The organism is Rhodococcus sp. OK611, assembly GCF_003050885.1.
Classification (GTDB): domain Bacteria; phylum Actinomycetota; class Actinomycetes; order Mycobacteriales; family Mycobacteriaceae; genus Rhodococcus_G; species Rhodococcus_G oryzae.
In genome coordinates this window covers 377,236-395,615 of the sequence record NZ_QAOZ01000001.1, presented here as the reverse complement: position 1 = coordinate 395,615, position 18,380 = coordinate 377,236, and the positions used below count along the sequence as shown (strand labels likewise).

At 69.3% G+C, this 18,380-nt stretch carries 13 protein-coding genes and 1 pseudogene; 6 read left to right on the top strand and 8 right to left on the bottom strand.

The window, feature by feature from the left end; genetic code table 11:
- Positions 1–36 precede the first annotated feature (36 nt).
- The 5 genes from C8K38_RS01645 to C8K38_RS01625 are packed head-to-tail and all read right to left on the bottom strand — an operon-like array spanning position 37 to position 5,880.
- The gene (locus tag C8K38_RS01645; protein ID WP_097209919.1) at positions 37–978 is read right to left on the bottom strand and encodes an HAD family hydrolase; all 942 of its coding nucleotides are present in this window, start codon (positions 976–978) and stop codon (positions 37–39) included.
- Between the two features lie 5 nt (positions 979–983).
- Positions 984–2,522 carry an arylsulfatase gene (locus C8K38_RS01640; protein WP_097209918.1) on the bottom strand — a complete coding sequence of 513 codons (1,539 nt, stop codon included), beginning with the start codon at positions 2,520–2,522 and terminating at the stop codon, positions 984–986.
- A gap of 53 nt (positions 2,523–2,575) precedes the next feature.
- Positions 2,576–3,259: a hypothetical protein gene (locus C8K38_RS01635; protein ID WP_097209917.1), complete on the bottom strand. Its 684-nt coding sequence runs from the start codon at positions 3,257–3,259 to the stop codon at positions 2,576–2,578.
- Between the two features lie 53 nt (positions 3,260–3,312).
- Positions 3,313–4,953 (bottom strand): FAD-dependent monooxygenase, encoded by a 1,641-nt coding sequence (locus C8K38_RS01630; protein ID WP_097209916.1) that lies wholly within the window; start codon positions 4,951–4,953, stop codon positions 3,313–3,315.
- Between the two features lie 12 nt (positions 4,954–4,965).
- Positions 4,966–5,880 carry a DUF5995 family protein gene (locus C8K38_RS01625; protein WP_097209915.1) on the bottom strand — a complete coding sequence of 305 codons (915 nt, stop codon included), beginning with the start codon at positions 5,878–5,880 and terminating at the stop codon, positions 4,966–4,968.
- 87 nt (positions 5,881–5,967) lie between these two features.
- Between C8K38_RS01625 and C8K38_RS01620 the strand changes: the two genes are divergently transcribed.
- From C8K38_RS01620 to C8K38_RS01610, 3 genes are all read left to right on the top strand, one after another.
- The gene (locus C8K38_RS01620) at positions 5,968–6,996 is read left to right on the top strand and encodes an Rv2578c family radical SAM protein (RefSeq protein ID WP_097209914.1); all 1,029 of its coding nucleotides are present in this window, start codon (positions 5,968–5,970) and stop codon (positions 6,994–6,996) included.
- A 58-nt stretch (positions 6,997–7,054) separates the two neighbouring features.
- Positions 7,055–7,993 carry a hypothetical protein gene (locus tag C8K38_RS01615; protein WP_143548366.1) on the top strand — a complete coding sequence of 313 codons (939 nt, stop codon included), beginning with the start codon at positions 7,055–7,057 and terminating at the stop codon, positions 7,991–7,993.
- 83 nt (positions 7,994–8,076) lie between these two features.
- A complete protein-coding gene (locus C8K38_RS01610) occupies positions 8,077–9,210 on the top strand; it encodes an AI-2E family transporter (RefSeq protein ID WP_097209912.1) in 1,134 nt (377 codons plus the stop codon).
- Between the two features lie 31 nt (positions 9,211–9,241).
- Here the strand turns inward: C8K38_RS01610 and ypfJ are convergent, their stop codons facing one another.
- The gene (gene ypfJ / locus C8K38_RS01605; protein WP_097209989.1) at positions 9,242–10,186 is read right to left on the bottom strand and encodes a KPN_02809 family neutral zinc metallopeptidase; all 945 of its coding nucleotides are present in this window, start codon (positions 10,184–10,186) and stop codon (positions 9,242–9,244) included.
- A gap of 151 nt (positions 10,187–10,337) precedes the next feature.
- On the opposite strand from ypfJ, the gene aspS reads away from it, so the two are divergent.
- The 3 genes and pseudogenes from aspS (at position 10,338) to C8K38_RS01590 (ending at position 14,878) form a co-directional block, all read left to right on the top strand.
- A complete protein-coding gene (aspS, locus tag C8K38_RS01600; protein ID WP_097209911.1) occupies positions 10,338–12,134 on the top strand; it encodes an aspartate--tRNA ligase in 1,797 nt (598 codons plus the stop codon).
- A 210-nt stretch (positions 12,135–12,344) separates the two neighbouring features.
- The gene (locus C8K38_RS01595; protein ID WP_097209910.1) at positions 12,345–13,532 is read left to right on the top strand and encodes a phosphotransferase family protein; all 1,188 of its coding nucleotides are present in this window, start codon (positions 12,345–12,347) and stop codon (positions 13,530–13,532) included.
- A 24-nt stretch (positions 13,533–13,556) separates the two neighbouring features.
- A pseudogene (locus tag C8K38_RS01590) lies at positions 13,557–14,878 on the top strand (phytoene desaturase family protein).
- Here C8K38_RS01590 and C8K38_RS01585 read toward each other — a convergent pair.
- Positions 14,860–16,602, bottom strand: a complete 1,743-nt coding sequence (locus tag C8K38_RS01585; RefSeq protein ID WP_097209909.1) for an alkaline phosphatase D family protein — start codon at positions 16,600–16,602, stop codon at positions 14,860–14,862. The pseudogene C8K38_RS01590 and the gene C8K38_RS01585 overlap by 19 nt on opposite strands.
- A gap of 89 nt (positions 16,603–16,691) precedes the next feature.
- Positions 16,692–18,368: an alkaline phosphatase D family protein gene (locus tag C8K38_RS01580; protein WP_373560216.1), complete on the bottom strand. Its 1,677-nt coding sequence runs from the start codon at positions 18,366–18,368 to the stop codon at positions 16,692–16,694.
- Positions 18,369–18,380 lie beyond the last annotated feature (12 nt).

Below are 18,380 nucleotides of genomic sequence, written 5' to 3'. Positions count from 1 at the left end.
ATCTGGGTTTCCAACGAAGCCTTTCCTACTGCCTGATCAGGTGACGGCCGACGAGAAGACGTTCGTCCAGTCGTTCTTCATGCTCACCACGGTCCAGTTCTTTTCTCGTGCGTGATCGAGGGCCTGCTCGGCTCCGGCGACGTAGTCGAACTCGCGGTCGGCGTCGTCGTGCAGGATCAACGCCCGCAGGGACGGGCGGTCGGGCTGCCCGGAGAAGGCGAGCATCGGCAGGTCGCCGTTGGAGTTGCCGACCGACAGAATCGGCCGTCGTCCGATCCGGCTCCAGATCCGGATCGGTTTCTCCGGTCCGTCGTCGAAGAAGTCCATCGCGCCCTTGTAGAGCAGGTCCGTCGCCTCCGCTCCCTCCCGGTACGAGAGGCCCAGGGCGCTGCCGATGATGCGTTCCGGCGGAATCCCGTAGAGCTCGCCCGCAACCGGGCGCATGAAGTCCCGATCGCCGCCCGACGCGATGTAGTTCGCGAAGCCGTTTGCCTCCAGGTAGCGCAGGAGCTCGACCATCGGCGCGTACCCACAGCCCCGATATGGGCGGCTGAGCGTGGGGTGGTCGGTGCCGGCGAAGAATGCCCGGACCCGAGCATCGTAGTTCTCGACCGTGACGGAATCGAACGCCTCGGTGACCGCGCCCATCAGCAGTCTCAGGTCGCCGTCGTCGCCGTGATAGTGCTTGACCATCGCCGCACCGAGCCACTGGAGGTCGTGCTCGTGGGCCGCCTTCCAGGGTTGCATCTCCTGGAGGGCGGGATCGCCTGCCGCCATCTCGGCGAAGCGCCGGACGGTGAAGTCGAGCTGGATGGGCATCGGCTTCTCACACCAGAGCGTGCCGTCGTTGTCGAAGACGGCCACCCGGTCCGTGGGTTCGACGAAGTCCGGGCCGCCCGTGGTGGTGACCCGCTCGACGAAGTCGACGATCGCGGCTCGGGTCGATCCGTCCGCCCAGGAAGCCAGGTGGTTCCCCATAGACGTCAGTCCTTCGCCAGGAAGGCGTGCAGCTTGGCCACCGCGTGGTCGATGGTGAAGCTGGCCGGCTCCTGCCGCGGCGGGAACTCCTTGAAGGTCTCGAGGAACTGACTGGTGATGAACGTGCCGTAGATGGCGATGTAGTCGTGGTCGAGGAACCAGTCCCAGTAGGTGTTCGAGGTGATGTCGGCGCGCTCGAACGGGTCGGTGCGCAGGTTGAACACCTTCGGTACCCGCAGGGCCGTGAACGGCTCCGCCCACAGCCCGAGGGTGCCCTTGGCCCGTTGCTCCATGAACACGATCTTCCAGTTGTCGAAGCGTATGCCCAGCACGTCGCAGTCGTCGGAGAAGTAGATCAGCCCCCGGCGCGGGGACGTCTCGACCTCACCGGTGAGGTACGGGAGCAGGTTGTAGCCGTCGATGTGCACCTTGAACGTCTTGTCGCCGACGGCATGCCCTGCCTTGAGTTGGTCGACGATCTCGGGTGCGCCCGCGGCGGCGAGGAAGGTCGGCAGCCAGTCGTGATGCTGGACGATCTCGTTGGACACACTGCCCGCGGGGATCTTGCCCGGCCAGCGGATCACCTCGGGAACCCGGAAGGCGCCCTCCCAGTTGGTGTCCTTCTCGCTGCGGAACGGGGTGGTCGCGCCGTCCGGCCAGGTGTTTGCATGGGGACCGTTGTCGGTGCTGTAGATGACGATGGTGTCCTCGGCGAGGCCCAGGTCGTCGACCGCGTCGAGCAGCCTGCCGACATGCTTGTCGTGATCGACCATGGTGTCGTGGTACGGCGACTGCCAGTGCCCGGCCTGCCCGAGGCTCTCCGGTTTCGTGTGGGTCCGCAGGTGCATGTGCGTGGTGTTCATCCACACGAAGAACGGTGTGTCGGCTTCCTTCTGCCGGGTGATGAAGTCGATTGCCGCGGAGACCGTCTCGTCGTCGATGGTCTCCATCCGCTTCTTGCTCAGCGGCCCGGTGTCCTCGATGCGTTGCTTCCCGACCGGCCCGTAGCGCGGATCGACCTCGCCCGCGTCCTCCTCGGTGGCCCAGGTATGCAGGACACCGCGCGGCATCATCACCTCGTGGAGTTTGGGGTAGTCCTGCGCGCTGGGGTAATCGGCGAGCTCGGGCTCCTCCTCGGCATTGAGGTGGTAGAGATTGCCGAAGAACTCGTCGAACCCGTGCACGGTCGGCAGGTACTTGTTGAGGTCACCGAGGTGGTTCTTCCCGAACTGCCCCGTCGCGTATCCGAGCGGCTTGAGCAGCTCGGCGATGGTGGGGTCCTCGGCCGACAGCCCGATGTCGACTCCCGGGATGCCCACCTTGCTCATGCCGGTGCGGTACACGCTCTGACCGGTGATGAACGAGGCGCGGCCCGCCGTGCAACTCTGCTCGCCGTAGGAGTCGGTGAACTTCATGCCCTCGTCGGCGAGGCGGTCGATGTTCGGTGTCCGGTACCCCATCAGCCCTTCGCTGTAGCAGCTGAGATTGGTGATACCGATGTCGTCGCCCCAGATCACCAGGATGTTGGGTTTGGTGTCCGCCATCGTTCGCTCCTCGCGTGTGCGGTCGGATGCAAAATGTCGCGGTTCCGACGCTGCTAGGGGCGCCCGTGATGCGCATCACCCGTCTCGGGTGAGAGTCGCCGCCGGGCTCGGTCCGTGGTGAGGATGTACGCGCTGATCAGGATGACCCACGCCGGGAACGCCAACGTCACCCACAGGCTGAAGCTGACGACCACCAGCAGGCTGAGCGCGAGCACATAGGTGATGATCGCCAGCGTCCGCGGCATCAGGCCGGTGCGCAGCCAGATGGTTCCCAGCGAGATCATGAACACCGCGGCCATCCGGACCTCGTAGACGTTGTTGATGTGCAGCATCACCTCGCGGCCGAAGTACATCAGCTCGCCCTCCGGGGCCTTCGATTGCCGGGAGACGGCGAGGAGTCCGCCCGCCAGCGCCATCGACACGCACATCATCGCGAGGAGCAGCAGCCCGCTGCCGAGGAAGACGGTGGAGAAGAACCGGTCCTCCAGCTCCCCGAACCGGTCGCGGACCACCCCCATGAACCACAGGAAGGCGATGCCTGCGAAGGGGGCTAGCACCAGGGCGATGGTGATCTGTGTCTGGCCGCGCAGCCAGGGGGACCCGGTAGCCGCCGGCAGCGAGGTGCGCAACAGCACGATGCTGGCCGCGAACAGGACGCCGAAGACGATCCCGGCGACCGCCGCGGCGCGCGGCGTGCGCAGCTTCCGGAACTCGGCCTCTCCCAGCGTGCCGGCCATGGGATCAATCTTCGCCGAAGTTCGGCCGAAGGACCAGCACTCCGTGCGACCGATCAGCGCAGGGTGCGCGCCAGGTTGTCGGCGAGACCGGCGAGGGTGACCTGGTCAGAGCGGTACCCGACGTAGCCGTCCGGGCGGACGAGGAACCCGGTTCGGTCGCCTGCGCCGTATCCGGCGGCGAACCTGCCGTCGGCGTCGCGCAGGATGATCCCCGAGACGGTGGGCAGCTCGACATCCCGGGCGACGATGACGTGGCTGCGCACCGCCAGGCCGAAACGGTCGGTCACCTCGGCGGCGAGCGCGCGCTGCGTCTCGGCGTCCCTGGCGTCGGAGGCCCACAGCAGCAGCGTGTGGCCTGGGTGACGGAACAGTTCGTGCAGACGGACCGTGAACGCGACGCTGTCCTGACGCAGGCCCGCGGCATCGGGCGCGCGATCGCCTGGGCGGGGGAGCGCATCGACCGTTCCCGACCCGGCCCCGACCAGCGGGCTCGTGGGATAACCGACGAGCAGCTGTGCCTCCCGCACGATCGCCTCGGCGGGGTCGGTCATGTCCGCGCCGATGCCCTCCCTCGAGCTCTTGACGGTGCGCCCCACCACCTCCTCGCCGACGGGGTGCCGCTCCTCGTGATAGCTGTCGAGCAGCAGTGGCGCCGCTGAACCGGTGACGGCCAGCGCCAGCTTCCAGCCGAGGTTGTATGCGTCCTGGACGCCGGTGTTCATCCCCTGCGCGCCGGTGGGCGGGTGGATGTGCGCGGCGTCGCCCGCGAGGAACACCCGACCGATGCTGTACCGGCCCGCCAGCCGGTGGCTGATCCGGAAGACCGAGGACCACCGCAGGCTGCTCGCGGTCGTCGGCTGAGGTGAGAGCCGGTCGAGCACGGCCTGCACGTGCCGTAGCTCGGGCCGTCGCCCGCCCTCGAGGCCGTGTGCGACCTCACCGGAATCCGGAGGCGCAGTGGCGAGTTCGTCAGGGACGAGCATCGAGATCCGGTAGCGCTTGTGTCCGGGCAGGGGGATGCAGACCAGCAGGTCGTCGGTGACGCCGTCGGTCTGATGCATGGCCCGGACGCCGTACCCGCCCGGCATCGTCCAGTCCACCTCGACGTCAGCGAGCATGTACTCCTCGGCGAAGGCGCCGCCCTCGAAGGAGATTCCCGATCCCTTGCGGACCAGGCTGTGCGCGCCGTCGCAGCCGACCAGGTACTGCGACTCGACCGTGAACTCGCCGAACCCGTCCCGGACGGTCGCGTGGACCCCGGCCGGATCCTGTTCGAAGCCGGTGAGTTCGGTGCCCCTGGTGATCTGGCCGCCGAGGCCCTCCAGTGCCTCGGCGAGGACCCGTTCGGTCTCGCACTGCGGGAGCGCGAGGAACCCGTACGGGATCTCGGTGGGCAGGATGAGGTCGAGCTGGGCGACCTCGGCGCCGTTGACGTAGACGAGCTGTCCGCGCATCGTGGTCGCCGCGTCGAGCGCGGGCCGGACCACTCCCATCGCGTCCCAGACCTCGACGGTGCGCGGCTGGATGCCGACGGCCTTCGCGTAGGGCGCGCGCTCGGTGAGACGGTCGACGACGATGACGTCGATTCCGCGCCTGCGCAGTTCCACCGCCAGCGTCAGCCCGACAGGCCCAGCCCCGACGATCAGGACATCGGTCGTCACGGGCGCCACCTGCGGTTCGACTGCCGAGGTCATCCCTGGATTCTGTCAGAGCCCGCCGAGTCGGGTGAGCAATTCGATCGCGCCGTCCGCGGTGGCCAAGAGCGCCTCCATCTCCGCGGTGGCGGCGGGCGCGGTCTGCGGATTCTGCAGGGCGAAACCGTTGGCCAGGGTGAGGGTGTTGTAGCCGCTGTCGGCGGCGCGCAGCAACAGTTCGGAGGCCACTCCCTCGCCCGCGATCCGGTCGAGACCCTCGCCGAGGAAGTAGAACCGCCACAGGGGGCCCAGATCGGCGCCGTACACGGCCTTCGTCCTGGCGACGATCGCGTCGCCGTCGGTGGCGATGGAGTCGACGATCTTGTAGTAGTCGGCGACGTTCCGCTCGGTGGTGCCGGTTGCGGCGACGGCCCGCGCGAGGTCGACCGTCAGGTGCGCGTTGTAGCCGATCATGGCGACCTGGGCGGGGGACAGGGTGCAGTCCCTGCTCAGTGCGAAGTAACGCTGCCATGCGGGTTCGGTTGGGGTGCCGGTGAACTCGGCGTGGACGTTGTCCAGGTAGCGGCGCAGCAGATCGGTGCTGATCGCGTGGGCCCATTCGGGGGTGACGAAGGCGGCCGGGTCGCGCTGCAGCGGCATGACGGCCCGTTGCACGACGGCGTCGAGTCCGATGCCGAACAGTCCGCGCCGGTCGCCGTGCGAGACCAGGATGTCGGATATCCGTTGCTGGCGGACCACCTCCTCCTCGAGTCGGTCCATCGACGAGGTCGCGGTGATCGTGGTGGTGTCGGACAGCGCGGCGACGGCGCCTGCCTCGGCGGCGGACAGCTGGGTGCCGCAGGCCGAGGCGGTCGCGGGATCGGCGGCCGCGGGCCGCGTGAGGGTGAGCGAGGCGAGGAGCGCGATCGAGGAGAGGGTGACGAGGCGGGAGACGGACGTGCGCGAGGTGGTCCGGCGCGGGCTCATCGCCGGAGTGTAACGACCGCGGTGCGGTGATGACGGTTGTCTGCGAGCGCACTTGACAGCGCCTAGAACACGTGTTCGACTCTGTGTATGCGATGGCAGGGGCAGGCTCTCGACGCCGACGACGGCGCCCTTCCCGGGCTCGCCCGTGCCGGGCTCGTCCGCACAGTACAGACGCCCGAGTTCGAGGGCATCACGTTCCACGAGGTGCTCTGCAAGTCCGCGCTGAACAAGATGCCCGACGAGTCCACACTGCCATTTCGCTTCACCATCAATGCGTTTCGCGGCTGTTCCCACGCGTGCCGATACTGCTTCGCCAGGCCGACCCACGAGTATCTCGACCTGGACGCGGGCCGGGACTTCGACAGCCAGGTCGTGGTGAAGACGAACGTGGCCGCCGTGCTGAGGCGCGAGCTGGCCCGTCGGTCGTGGAAGCGCGAGCACGTCGCGCTCGGCACCAACACGGATCCGTACCAGCGGGCGGAGGGGCGCTACCGGCTGATGCCGGGGATCATCGGAGCGCTCGCGGAGTCGGGCACGCCGTTCTCGATCCTCACCAAGGGCACCCTCCTGCGCCGGGACCTGCCCCTGCTCACGCTGGCGGCGCGGCAGGTTCCGGTGGGGATCGGGGTCTCGCTCGCGATCGGGGACCCGGACCTGCAGAAGGCCATCGAACCGGGCACGCCGTCGCCGAAGGCCCGGCTGGACCTGATCAGGGCGATCGCCGACGCCGGATTCGACTGCAACGTGATGGTCGCGCCGGTGATCCCGTACCTGACCGACTCGACGCGGCACCTGGACGAGTTGCTGGGGGCAATCGCAGACGCGGGCGCGAGCGGGGTCACGGTGTTTCCGATGCACCTGCGCGGAAGCACCCGGGGGTGGTTCCTGAACTGGCTGGCCGAGGAGCATCCCGCGCTGATCCGTCGGTACCGGCAGCTCTACGGTCGCGGCGCCTATGTGACCCCGGAATACAAGCTGTGGCTTCGCGGCCGGGTCGCGCCGCTGGTCGAGAAGTACGGACTCGGTGGTGATTCGGGCCATCGGCAGGAAGCCGCGCCTGCACCCGTGCGCGAGCTGGTCGGGGCGGGTACTGCGCCTGCGCTGACGCTGTTCTGAGACAACGCCGAATCCTATAGTGGTAGCAGGGAAATACTCCTGCTTCAAAGGTCGGCATATGTCCGGGTGCGCTCGCTCGGGATGGGTTCGCGGGGCGATGGGCGCCGCGCTCGCGGTAGCGATCTGCGCGGGCCTGACCTCCGGTGAGACAGCAGCGCCCGGGTGGTCGGCCGCGCCCACCGGCCCGGTTTCGCGCTCCGAGAGCGACGGCCTGTGCGACCCGCTCCCCGATGCGCTCGCGTCCGCGGTCGAGGAGGCGGCGGCGGACGGCGACATCGTCGGGATCGCCTACCTGGACCGAGCGACCGACGTCTACCTCGGCGCGGGCGACACGGCAGTGAGATTCCCGGCGGCGTCGCTGACGAAGCTGTTCATCGCCGACGACTACCTGCATCGCATCGCGGCGACTCCGGCGGCGATCGACGGCGAGATGCTGGCGGGGGTCGTGTCGATGCTGGCCACCTCCGATGACGGCGCGGCCGAGCTGTTGTGGACGCTCGGCGGCGGCCCGGCCGTCGTCGAACGCGTAGCCGAGCGGTACGCGCTGTCCGCGACCTCGGCGGACGGTGCCTGGTGGGACACCAGCGTCACGGCCGCCGATATCGCCAGGTACTACGACGGCCTGCTCTCCGGGCGCGGCGGCCTCACCGAGCCCGCGCGGCAGATCATGATCGTCGGGCTCCAGGCGGCCGCGCCCGTGGCCGCCGACGGATTCGACCAGGGCTTCGGGGTCCGGGCGACGCTGGAGCGGTGGGGTGGACCCGGGATCAAACAGGGCTGGATGACGACGGGGGACAGGACGATCCGGCATTCGACGGGGTTCGGGGGACGCGACCACCGGTACGTCCTGGTCGAGCTCGCGGCCCTCGACTCCGGGTCGCCATCCGTCGCCGACGACATCGTCAACGCCGATGCGAGTGCCAGGGCCACCGCGATCGTCGAGGCCGCGATGTCCGCGAGCATCACCGAGGCCACCGTCTGCGTCAGCACGCCGTGACGGCCGGTTTGGTGCCCGCGCCGGAACGGTCGGCGAGTACATTTCCGCTGTAGCGGCACGACCATCCGACCACGGAGTGTGCGATGACCGACGACAGCGAACCGAACGCACGGCAGGCGCCCGAACCCGCGGCCGATGCGGGCACAGCCACCTATCGCCGATGGCTGCGGACCGCGATCCTCTACGTTCTCCTCGCCGTCGCGGGCTACCAGGTACTCGGCTGGCTGCTGCACAACCTGCGCGGTTTCCTCGGCATGCTGTTCCTGGCATGGCTCTTCAGCGTCACCATCGAACCGGTTGTCGACTGGTTCGAACGTCGTGGATGGCGCCGCGGCGCGGGCACGGGACTGGTGCTGGTGTCCCTGCTGCTGTTCTCGATCGGATTCCTCGCGGTGTTCGGGGCGCTGCTCGCCGAGCAGCTGGCCCAGCTGCTCACCGCGCTGCCGGGGGCCGTCTCGCGAGTGACGGAGTGGGCCAACCGGACCTTCGACACCAACTTCTCGACCGGCGATGACCTGCTCAAGCTCACCCCGGACACCATTCGCGAACTGGCGCAACGCTTCACGCCGGGGGTGCTCGGGATCGTGTCGTCCCTGCTCGAGGTCGTGTTCCAGGCGATGACACTGCTGCTGTTCGTGTTCTACATGTCGGCGCAGGGCCCGGCGCTGCGCCGGACGATCTCGAGCTGGTTCCCGGCCCGGCAGCAGCAGGTCATCTCCACCGTGTGGGAGATCTCCGTCGACAAGGCAGGCGGCTACGTGGTGTCCCGATTGATCCTGGCGGCGGTGAGCGCCGTCGCCACCGGCATCTTCCTGATGGCGATCGGGGTGCCGTATTGGCTGCCGCTGGCGATATGGACCGGAGTGGTCTCGCAGTTCATCCCCACCCTCGGCACCTATCTCGCGATCGCGCTGCCCGCGATCATCGCCGCCGCGGCGCAGCCGATGGACGGGGTGTGGGTGGTGGTCTTCGGGACGGCGTACCAGCAGGTCGAGAACTACCTGCTCCACCCGCGCATCACGTCCAAGACCGTGTCGATCCACCCGGCCGTCGCCTTCGGCTCGGTGATCGTCGGGGCATCGCTGTTCGGCGCGATCGGCGCGCTGGTGTCCGTCCCCGTCGTCGCGGTGATCCAGTCGCTGGTCGAAACCTACGGTCGCCGTTACGAACTGGTCCACGATCGACAGGCCGAACGCGACGCGCCCGCCGCCGAGTAGGGGGGCGGGCGCGTCGGGACCGGTTCCTGGGTCAGCGTTGCGCCAGCGCGGCGGGGTTGTCCAGGTCGCGGGTCGCGTAGGTGTTGCAGGCGCTGACCTGCCCGGTCTTGTAGCCGGTGGCGAACCACTTCATCCGTTGCTGGGAGGAGCCGTGCGTCCAGCCCTCCGGATTCACCCGGCCGCTGGAGGCCTGCTGGATCCGGTCGTCGCCCACCGAGGAGGCGGCGGACAGGGCGTCCTTGATGTCGTTCTCGCTCAGCTTGTTGAGGAACGGTGCACCGCCGCCGGGGGCCGGCTTGGTGTCGGCGTAGTGCGCCCAGACTCCCGCGTAGCAGTCGGCCTGCAGCTCGGTCCGCACCGCGCCGGACTCGGCGCCCTTCGGGTCGGCCTGCGCCCGGCCGATGTCGCCGAGCTGATTCTGGATGTGGTGACCGATCTCGTGCGCGACCACGTATTCCTGCGCGAGCGGGCCCGCGCTCGAACCGAACTGGTCCACCAGGAGCTGGAAGAAGCTGGTGTCGAAGTAGGCGGTGGAGTCGGCCGGGCAGTAGAACGGGCCCACGTCGCTGGTGGCGTTGCCGCAGCCGGTGTTCACCGCGCCGGAGAAGAGCATGACGCCCGGCTGGACGTAGCGGACACCGGTCTGCTTCTGCAGTTCCTCGCCCCACACCGAGTCGAGGCTCGCGGTGGTGAACGCGACCCGGCAGTTCACGTCGCGGTTGGCGTCCGCTCCGGTCTCACAGTTCTCCAGCTCCGTGATCGAGCCGGTTCCCAGCTGGGCGGAGTCGGAGGCGCCGGTCAGTCCGCCGAGCAGCGAGCCCGGGTTGCCGCCGAGCAGCAGGGCCAAGACGAGCACCACCAGTCCGCCGAGGCCGCCACCGAGTGCGGCCTTGCCGCCCCGACCGCCTCCGCCGCGGTGGCCGCCGCCGACCGTCACGCGGCCCGAGTCCATCCGCGCACCCTCGTTGAAGGTCATCGTCATCGCTTTCGTTCGAAGTCGAGAACTGCGGATACAGCTTTACACGCGACCGCGCGCAAAGTTCCGACTGCGCGGTTATGTCTTATGAGTGTCTCTCCGTAGGATCGCACCAACTGAGAAGTCGCTGGATAACTGTGGAAGGAACCCCGTGCTGCGCACCCACCTCGCCGGCTCGCTGCGAGCCGAGCACGCCGATCAAACCGTCACCCTCACCGGATGGGTTGCCAGGCGTCGCGATCACGGCGGAGTGATCTTCATCGATCTGCGCGACGCCTCCGGGGTCGCCCAGGTGGTGTTCCGTGAGGGCGAGGTCGCCGAGCAGGCCCACCGCCTGCGCGCCGAGTACTGCGTCAAGATCACCGGCAGCGTCGAGGTCCGGCCGGAGGGGAACCAGAACTTCGAGATCCCGACCGGCGCGATCGAGGTCAACGCGACCACGCTCGAGGTGCTCAACGAGAGTGCCCCGTTGCCGTTCCAGCTCGACGACCAGGTCGGCGAGGAGGCGCGCCTCAAGCACCGCTACCTCGACCTGCGTCGCGAGGGTCCGGGTCAGGCGATCCGGCTGCGCTCCAAGGTGAACGCGGCGGCCCGCGAGGTGCTGGCGCACCACGAGTTCGTCGAGGTCGAGACCCCCACCCTGACCCGGTCCACCCCCGAGGGTGCCCGCGACTTCCTGGTGCCCGCGCGCCTGCAGCCCGGCAGCTTCTATGCGCTGCCCCAGAGCCCGCAGCTGTTCAAGCAGCTGCTGATGGTCGGCGGCATCGAGCGCTACTACCAGATCGCGCGCTGCTACCGGGACGAGGATTTCCGTGCCGACCGGCAGCCGGAGTTCACCCAGCTCGACATCGAGATGAGCTTCGTCGAGCAGGACGACGTCATCCATCTCGCCGAAGAGATCCTCACCAACGTGTGGAAGCTGATCGGCCACCAGATCAGCACCCCGATCCAGCGGATGACCTACGCGGAGGCGATGCGCCGCTTCGGCTCCGACAAGCCGGACCTGCGTTTCGGGCTCGAGCTCGTGGAGTGCATGGAGTTCTTCAAGGACACCACCTTCCGGGTCTTCCAGGCCGAGTACGTCGGCGCCGTCGTGATGCCGGGAGGCGCCAGCCAGCCGAGGCGTCAGCTCGACGGCTGGCAGGAATGGGCGAAGCAGCGCGGCGCCAAGGGACTGGCGTACGTCCTCATCGGTGAGGACGGGGAACTGACCGGTCCGGTCGCCAAGAACCTGACCGACGCCGAGCGCGAGGGCCTCGCCGCGCACGTCGGTGCCAAGCCGGGCGACTGCATCTTCTTCGCGGCAGGCCCGACGAAGCAGATGCGCGCCCTGCTGGGCGCCGCCCGCGGCGAGATCGCCCGCAAGCAGGACCTCATCGACCCGAACGCGTGGGCCTTCCTGTGGGTCGTCGACGCGCCGATGTTCGAACCGACCGCCGACGCCACCGCCAGCGGTGACGTCGCCCTCGGCTACAGCGCGTGGACCGCCGTGCACCACGCCTTCACCTCGCCCAAGCCCGAGTCGATGGACACCTTCGACACCGATCCCGGCAAGGCGCTGGCCTACGCGTACGACATCGTCTGCAACGGCAACGAGATCGGTGGCGGCAGCATCCGTATCCACCGCAAGGACATTCAGGAACGCGTCTTCAAGGTGATGGGGATCGACCACGAGGAGGCGGAGGACAAGTTCGGCTTCCTCATCGACGCCTTCTCCTACGGCGCGCCCCCGCACGGCGGCATCGCGTTCGGCTGGGATCGCATCACAGCGCTGCTCGCCGGGATGGACTCGATCCGCGAGGTCATCGCCTTCCCGAAGTCGGGCGGCGGAGTCGATCCGCTCACCGATGCGCCTGCGCCGATCACCCCGCTGCAGCGCAAGGAGTCGGGCATCGACGCCAAGCCGGAGCCCAAGGGCGAGCCTGAAACGGAAACGCAGGCCTCCTGACCGACTGGGAACCCGACCGGCCGCACCTGCGGGTGCCGGTCCGGTCGGGTCCCGCAGGTGCGGGTCCGTGCTTCGCGGGCGAAGTCTCCATCAATTTCTCGTACGGATCGGTCTGTTTCTGCAGGTCCGCATGGCGGGTCCATCGGTAACCGACCGGACGGGCGACCGAGGGGGCCCGCTCCGGGGCCAGGGCGGGTAGGTTGGACGGCGATGACCGCACTATTGGCCGACCCCGTTTCAGAGGTAGTCGCAGCAGCCGAGCAGCTGCTGGAGCGACGTACCGGAGCTCCGGTCACCCTCGTTGATCCCATCGATCTGGGCGGCAGCGGCCGCACGGTCGTGCTGCGCGTCCGCTGCGCCGAGAATCCCTTCTCGCTGCCACGCACGTTGGTGATCAAGCAGGTCCGCGAGCTGTCCCCGGAGGCCGAGGCCAGGCGCATCGCCGCCTACGCGGCGCTGCCCGCCGACGAGCCGCGGGTGATGGACACCGCCTTCCTCCGCGAGGCCGTGTCGTACCAGTTCGCGACCGCACTGGCGACCGACAGCAGGCCGGGCCCGGAACTGATCGCCTACGACCTCGACGCGCGACTGCTGGTGCTCACCGACCTCGGTGACGCCACCCCGATCGCCGAACTGCTCCAGCAGGCCGACGAGGCTGCGGTCACCAACTCGCTGATGGCGCTGGCTCAGGCGATCGGCCGGATGCACGCCGCGACCGTGGGGCGCGAGGAGGACTTCACCGCGCTGTTGCGCCGCGCCGACGTGCCGCACTTCGGAAACAGCATCTCCGAGCAGGTGGTCGCGTCCGCCCCGAAGGTGCCCGAGTTGCTGCGCCGCGAGCTCGGCATCGAGGTCGGCCAGGACATCGTCGATCGCGTCGCGAAGGCCGCGCGCCTCTTCGACGGCGGCCGCTACCGCGCCTTCAGCCCCTCGGACCTCTGCCCGGACAACATCATCGTCAACGATGCCGGGGTGCGCTTCCTTGACTACGAGTGGGGCGGGTTCCGCGATGCGACGCTCGACATCGCCTACGCCCTCGTGTCGTTTCCCGGCTGCCTGTGCGGGGTCGAACTGTCGCCGGAACGCTCGGCGGCGATGGCGGAGGCCTGGCGCGCCGAGGTGGTCGGGATGTGGCCGCAGCTGGCCGACGACGAGGTGCTCTGCGCCCGGATGCTCGAGGCCCAGCTGATCTGGGTCTGGCTCTCGACCTACTGGTACCTGCCCGACGACCACGAGCGGATCGCCGCCGCCAGGGAGCACCACCTGTCGCTGCCGCGTTCGAAGGCGCTGATCGCGCGGTGGAACACGCTCGCGTCCTGTGCCGACCACGCCGGGGCCCCCGATGTGGCCGCGCATGCACGTGAGGTCGCGGATCGGCTCGCGACGTACTGGGCGTAAGGACGTCAGTCGCGAGGAGGGCCGATGAGTTCGGCGCTGGTCGTGGGCAGCGGACCCAACGGGCTCGCCGCCGCCGTGCACTTCGCGCGGAACGGCGTCGAGGTGCGGGTGCTCGAGGCGGCCGACACGATCGGCGGTGGTACCCGCTCCGGTGAGTTGACCGTTCCCGGTCTGATCCACGATCACTGCTCGGCGTTCCACCCGATGGGCATCGGCTCTCCGTACCTGGCCACGCTCGGCCTCGAGAAGTACGGCCTGACCTGGCGGACGGGTTCGACGCCCTCGCCGAGGACCTGATGCGCCCGGTGCTCGCCGTCCCGCGCCACCCGGTCCGCCTCGCGGCCTTCGGGCCGCGAGCGCTGCTCCCCGCCACCGTCACCACGCGGTGGTGGCGAACGGAGAAGGCGCGCGCGCTGTTCGGCGGCGTCGCCGCGCACGCGTACTGCCGGCTCGACCGGCCGGCCACCTCCGCGGTGGGACTGATGATCACCGCCGCCGGACACCGCTATGGCTGGCCGGTGGCCGAGGGTGGATCCCGGTCGATCACCGATGCGCTCGCGGCGATGCTCGTCGAGCACGGCGGCACCATCGAGACCGGCGTGCGCGTGCGCTCCTCGGCCGACATCCCGCCCGCGGACGTGGTGCTGCTCGACGTCGCGCCCGCGGGCGCCCTCCGAATTCTGGGGGACCGGCTCCCTGCGCGGGTGGCGCGCGCGTACGCGCGTTTCCGCCCGGCGCCTGGTGCGTACAAGGTTGACTTCGCGATCGACGGCCACGTGCCGTGGACGAACCCCGACTGCCGCAGGGCAGGAACTGTCCACCTCGGTGGAGACTTCGCCGAGATCGCGGCCAACGAGCGTCTGGTCGGTGCGGGAGTGATGCCGCGGCGCCCGTTCGTCCTCGTCGGGCAGCAGTACCTCGCCGACCCGACGCGATCACGGGGCGATGTGCATCCCCTGTACGCGTATGCCCATGTGCCGCACGGATACCCGGGCGATGCGACGGAGGCGGTGATCGCGCAGATCGAGCGCTTCGCACCGGGATTCCGCGACCGGATCATCGCGACCGATGTCACCGGGCCCGCCCGGCTGGCCGAGGACAATCCGAACCAGGCGGGGGGCGACATCATCGGCGGCGCGAACAGCGGACCTCAGGTGGTGTTCCGGCCGCGGACGGCGCGTGACCCGTACGACACCGGTGTCGAGGGGACCTTCCTCTGCTCCGCCTCGACCCCGCCTGGCGCGGGGGCGCACGGGATGTCCGGGTACAACGCGGCCCGGTCCGCCCTGCGTCATCTGCGCAGGGCGGACTCAGCGCCTCGGGGTGCTCAGGCGCCGGGCCGGTAGGAGGCGGGGTCGAGCGGTGCGCCGACCGGGAGCGTGCGCTGGGCACCGTCCGCCACCCGGTAACTCACCGCGTGGCGCACGGTCGCGTTGGGGTCGATCGGGTCGCTGACGTAGAACCAGTCCATCTGCGAACCGGCCGTCGCGATCTCGAACACGCCGTAACCGTGGGAGTCGAGTTCGACGTACCGGACGTGCCGGTTGACCGCCTTGAACCCCTCCTCCGCCGCGACGCTGACGGTCCGCGGCGGCACGCCCAGCGTCTCGTCGATGTTCGGGGAGGTCACCGACGGCACCACGAATTCGGTGCCCACCGTGGCGCCGCCCGGGTAGTTCGCGGCGTCGATCGGCAGGTCGCATGCCCAGGACGTGTGGATGTCACCGGTCAGGAAGACCGTGTTGTCGACACCCGCGGTCGTGATCGAGTCGAACAGCCGGCGTCGGTCGGCGGAGTAGCCGTCCCACTGGTCGGTGTTGTACGGAACACCCGCATCGGGCAGCCCGACCATGTCGGTGAGCGCCGCGGTGGTCTTGGTGTCCAGTGGCGGGAACAGGCAGGGCGCGATCATCACCGGGTTGCCGACCACCTTCCACTGGGTCGGTGACGACACGATGCCCTTGGTGAGCCAGTCCATCTGGGCGCGGCCGGTGATGGTCCGGTCGGGGGAGTCCACCTTGCGCCAACCGGCCCCCGACGAGGCCGGCTCGTCGCGGTAGGTGCGCAGATCGAGCATCGAGATCTCCGCCAGGTTGCCGAACCGGAAGCGCCGGTACAGCGTCACCTCGGTGCCGGACCCGGTCACCCGCACCGGCATCCACTCGAAGTAGGCCCGTGCGGAACTGGCCTTGCGGGTGGCCCAGTCGCCCTCGGTGGCAGGGTTGTGGTTTTCCGCGCCGCCGTCGAAGGAGTTGTCCGCGGACTCGTGATCGTCCCAGGTCGCGATGAACGGCAGCTTCGCGTGCAGGGCCATCAGGTCAGGGTCGGTCTTGTACTGGGCGTGCCGGATCCGGTAATCGGCGAGGGAGACGATCTCGTGCGCCGGCTCGTGCGGCCGGACGGCTCCGTTGCGGCCACCGTACTCACCGCGACCGTATTCGTAGATGTAGTCGCCGAGGTGCAGGATCGCGTCCAGGTCCTCGCGCTGCGCGAGGTGGCGGTATGCGCCGAAGTAGCCTGCCTCCCAGTTGGAGCAGGACACCACGCCGAAGCGCAGCCGCGCCAGATCCGCGTCGTTTGCCGGTGCGGTCCTGGTGCGTCCGACGGGGGAGACCTGGCCGCCGACCGCGCCGCCACGGGCGGTGAAGCGGTAGTGGTAGTAGGTGGCGGGCTTGAGGCCGGTGACGTCGACCTTCGCGGTGTGGTCGGAGTCGGCGCCCGTGGTGACGGTGCCGCTGCGCACGACCGAGGAGAAGTCGGGGTCGGTGGCGACCTGCCACTCCAGCGAGATCGACGGTCCCGCACCGGATCCGGGCTGCGCGTCGGCGGACGGGGTGACGCGGGTCCAGATGATGACCCGGTCGGGGAGCGGGTCTCCTGAGGCGACGCCGTGCACGAAGCCGACGGCGGGCGCGCCGGGTGCGGCGGCGGCGGTGCCCGCGGCCACAACGGTGATGCCCACACCCGCGAGCGCGGCCGAACTCTTCAGCAGGGTGCGCCTGCTCACGCTGGGCAGGGTGGTGTGGTCGGGAAGGCAGTTGTCAGACACCCGAGCATCACAGCCGAACATGGACGCGTGTTCAAACTGCAACGGGGTCGATCGCCCAATGTTCATCTGACGTTCGTCCTCGTGTCGTTCGGATGCGGGCGGTCGCGAGCTCATGCGCCCGGACGGTGGGCGGCGGGGTCGAGCGGTGTGCCTACCGGGACCGTGCGCTGGGTGCCGTCCGCGACCCGGAAGCTCGCCCCATGGCGCACGGTCGCGCGGGGGTCGATCGGATCGCTGATGTAGTACCAGTCCATTTGCGAACCGGCGGTGGCGATCTCGAACACCCCGTATCCGTGCGAGTCGAAGTCGAGGTACCGGATATGCCGGTTGACCGCCTTGTACGCCTCCTCCACCGCGAGGCTGGCGGTGCGGGGCGGCACCCCAAGCGAGTCGTCCATGTTCGGGGAGGTCACCGACGGCACCACGAGTTCGGTGCCGATCGTGGGGCCCGCCGGGTAGTTCGCGGCGTCGAGCGGCAGGTCGCAGGCCCAGGACGTGTGGACGTCGCCGGTCAGGAAGACCGTGTTGGCGACACCCGCCTCGGCGATCGCGTCGTACAGGCGGCGGCGGTCGGCGGCGTAACCGTCCCACGAGTCGGTGCCGTAGGGAATGCCCTCGGCGGGGAGTCCGAGTATCTCGGTGAGCGCCGCGGTGGTCTTGGTGTCCAGCGGCGGGACCAGGGTCGGCGCGATCATCACCGGATTGCCGACCACTTTCCACTGCGTCGGCGAGGACACGATGCCGTTGGCGAGCCAGTCCATCTGGGCACGGCCGGTGATGGTCCGGTCGGGGGAGTCCACCTTGCGTCCGGCAGTGGCGGTGGTCTGCTCGTCGCGGTAGGTGCGCAGGTCGAGCATGGAGATCTCCGCGAGGTTGCCGAACCGGAAGCGCCGGTAGAGCGTCACCTCGGTGCCGGACCCGGTGGGCCGCACCGGCATCCACTCGAAGTAAGCCCGGGTGGAATTGGCCTTGCGGGTGGCCCAGTCGCCCTCGGTGGCGGGGTTGTGGTTCTCAGCGCCGCCGTTGAACGAGTTGTCCGCGGACTCGTGGTCGTCCCAGGTCGCGATGAACGGCACCCGTGCGTGCAGCGCCATCAGGTCAGCGTCGGTCTTGTGCTGGGCGTGCCGGATCCGGTAATCGGCGAGCGAGACGATCTCGTGCGGCGGATCGGTGGGCCGGACCGCACCGTTGCGGCCTCCGTACTCGCCTCGGCCGTACTCGTAGATGTAGTCACCGAGATGCAGGACCGCGTCCAGGTCCTCGCGCTTGGCCAGGTGGCGGTAGGCGGAGAAGAACCCGGCCTCCCAGTTGGAACAGGACACCACGCCGAAGCGCAGCCGCGCCAGGTCGGCATCGTTGGCGGGTGCGGTGAGGGTGCGTCCGACGGGGGAGACCTGGCCGGCGACCGCACCCCCGCGGGCGGTGAAGCGGTAGTGGTAAGCGGTCGCGGGCTTCAGACCGATGACGTCGACCTTCGCGGTGTGGTCGGAGCCGGCGTCCGCGGTCACCGTGCCGCTGCGCACGACCGAGGCGAAGCCGGGGTCCGTCGCGACCTGCCAGTCCAGTGCGACCGCCTCTCCAACACCGGAGCCGGGCTGCGCGTCGGCGGACGGTGTGACGCGGGTCCAGATGACGACCCGATCGGGGAGCGGGTCTCCTGAGGCGACGCCGTGCGCGAAGCCGATGGCGCCCGCGCCGGGCGCCGCGCTTGCGGTGCCCGCGGCCGCGACGGTCAGGCCAACGCCCGCGAGCGCGGCCGAACTCTTCAGTAGGGTCCGCCTGCTCAGGCTCGGCAGGGT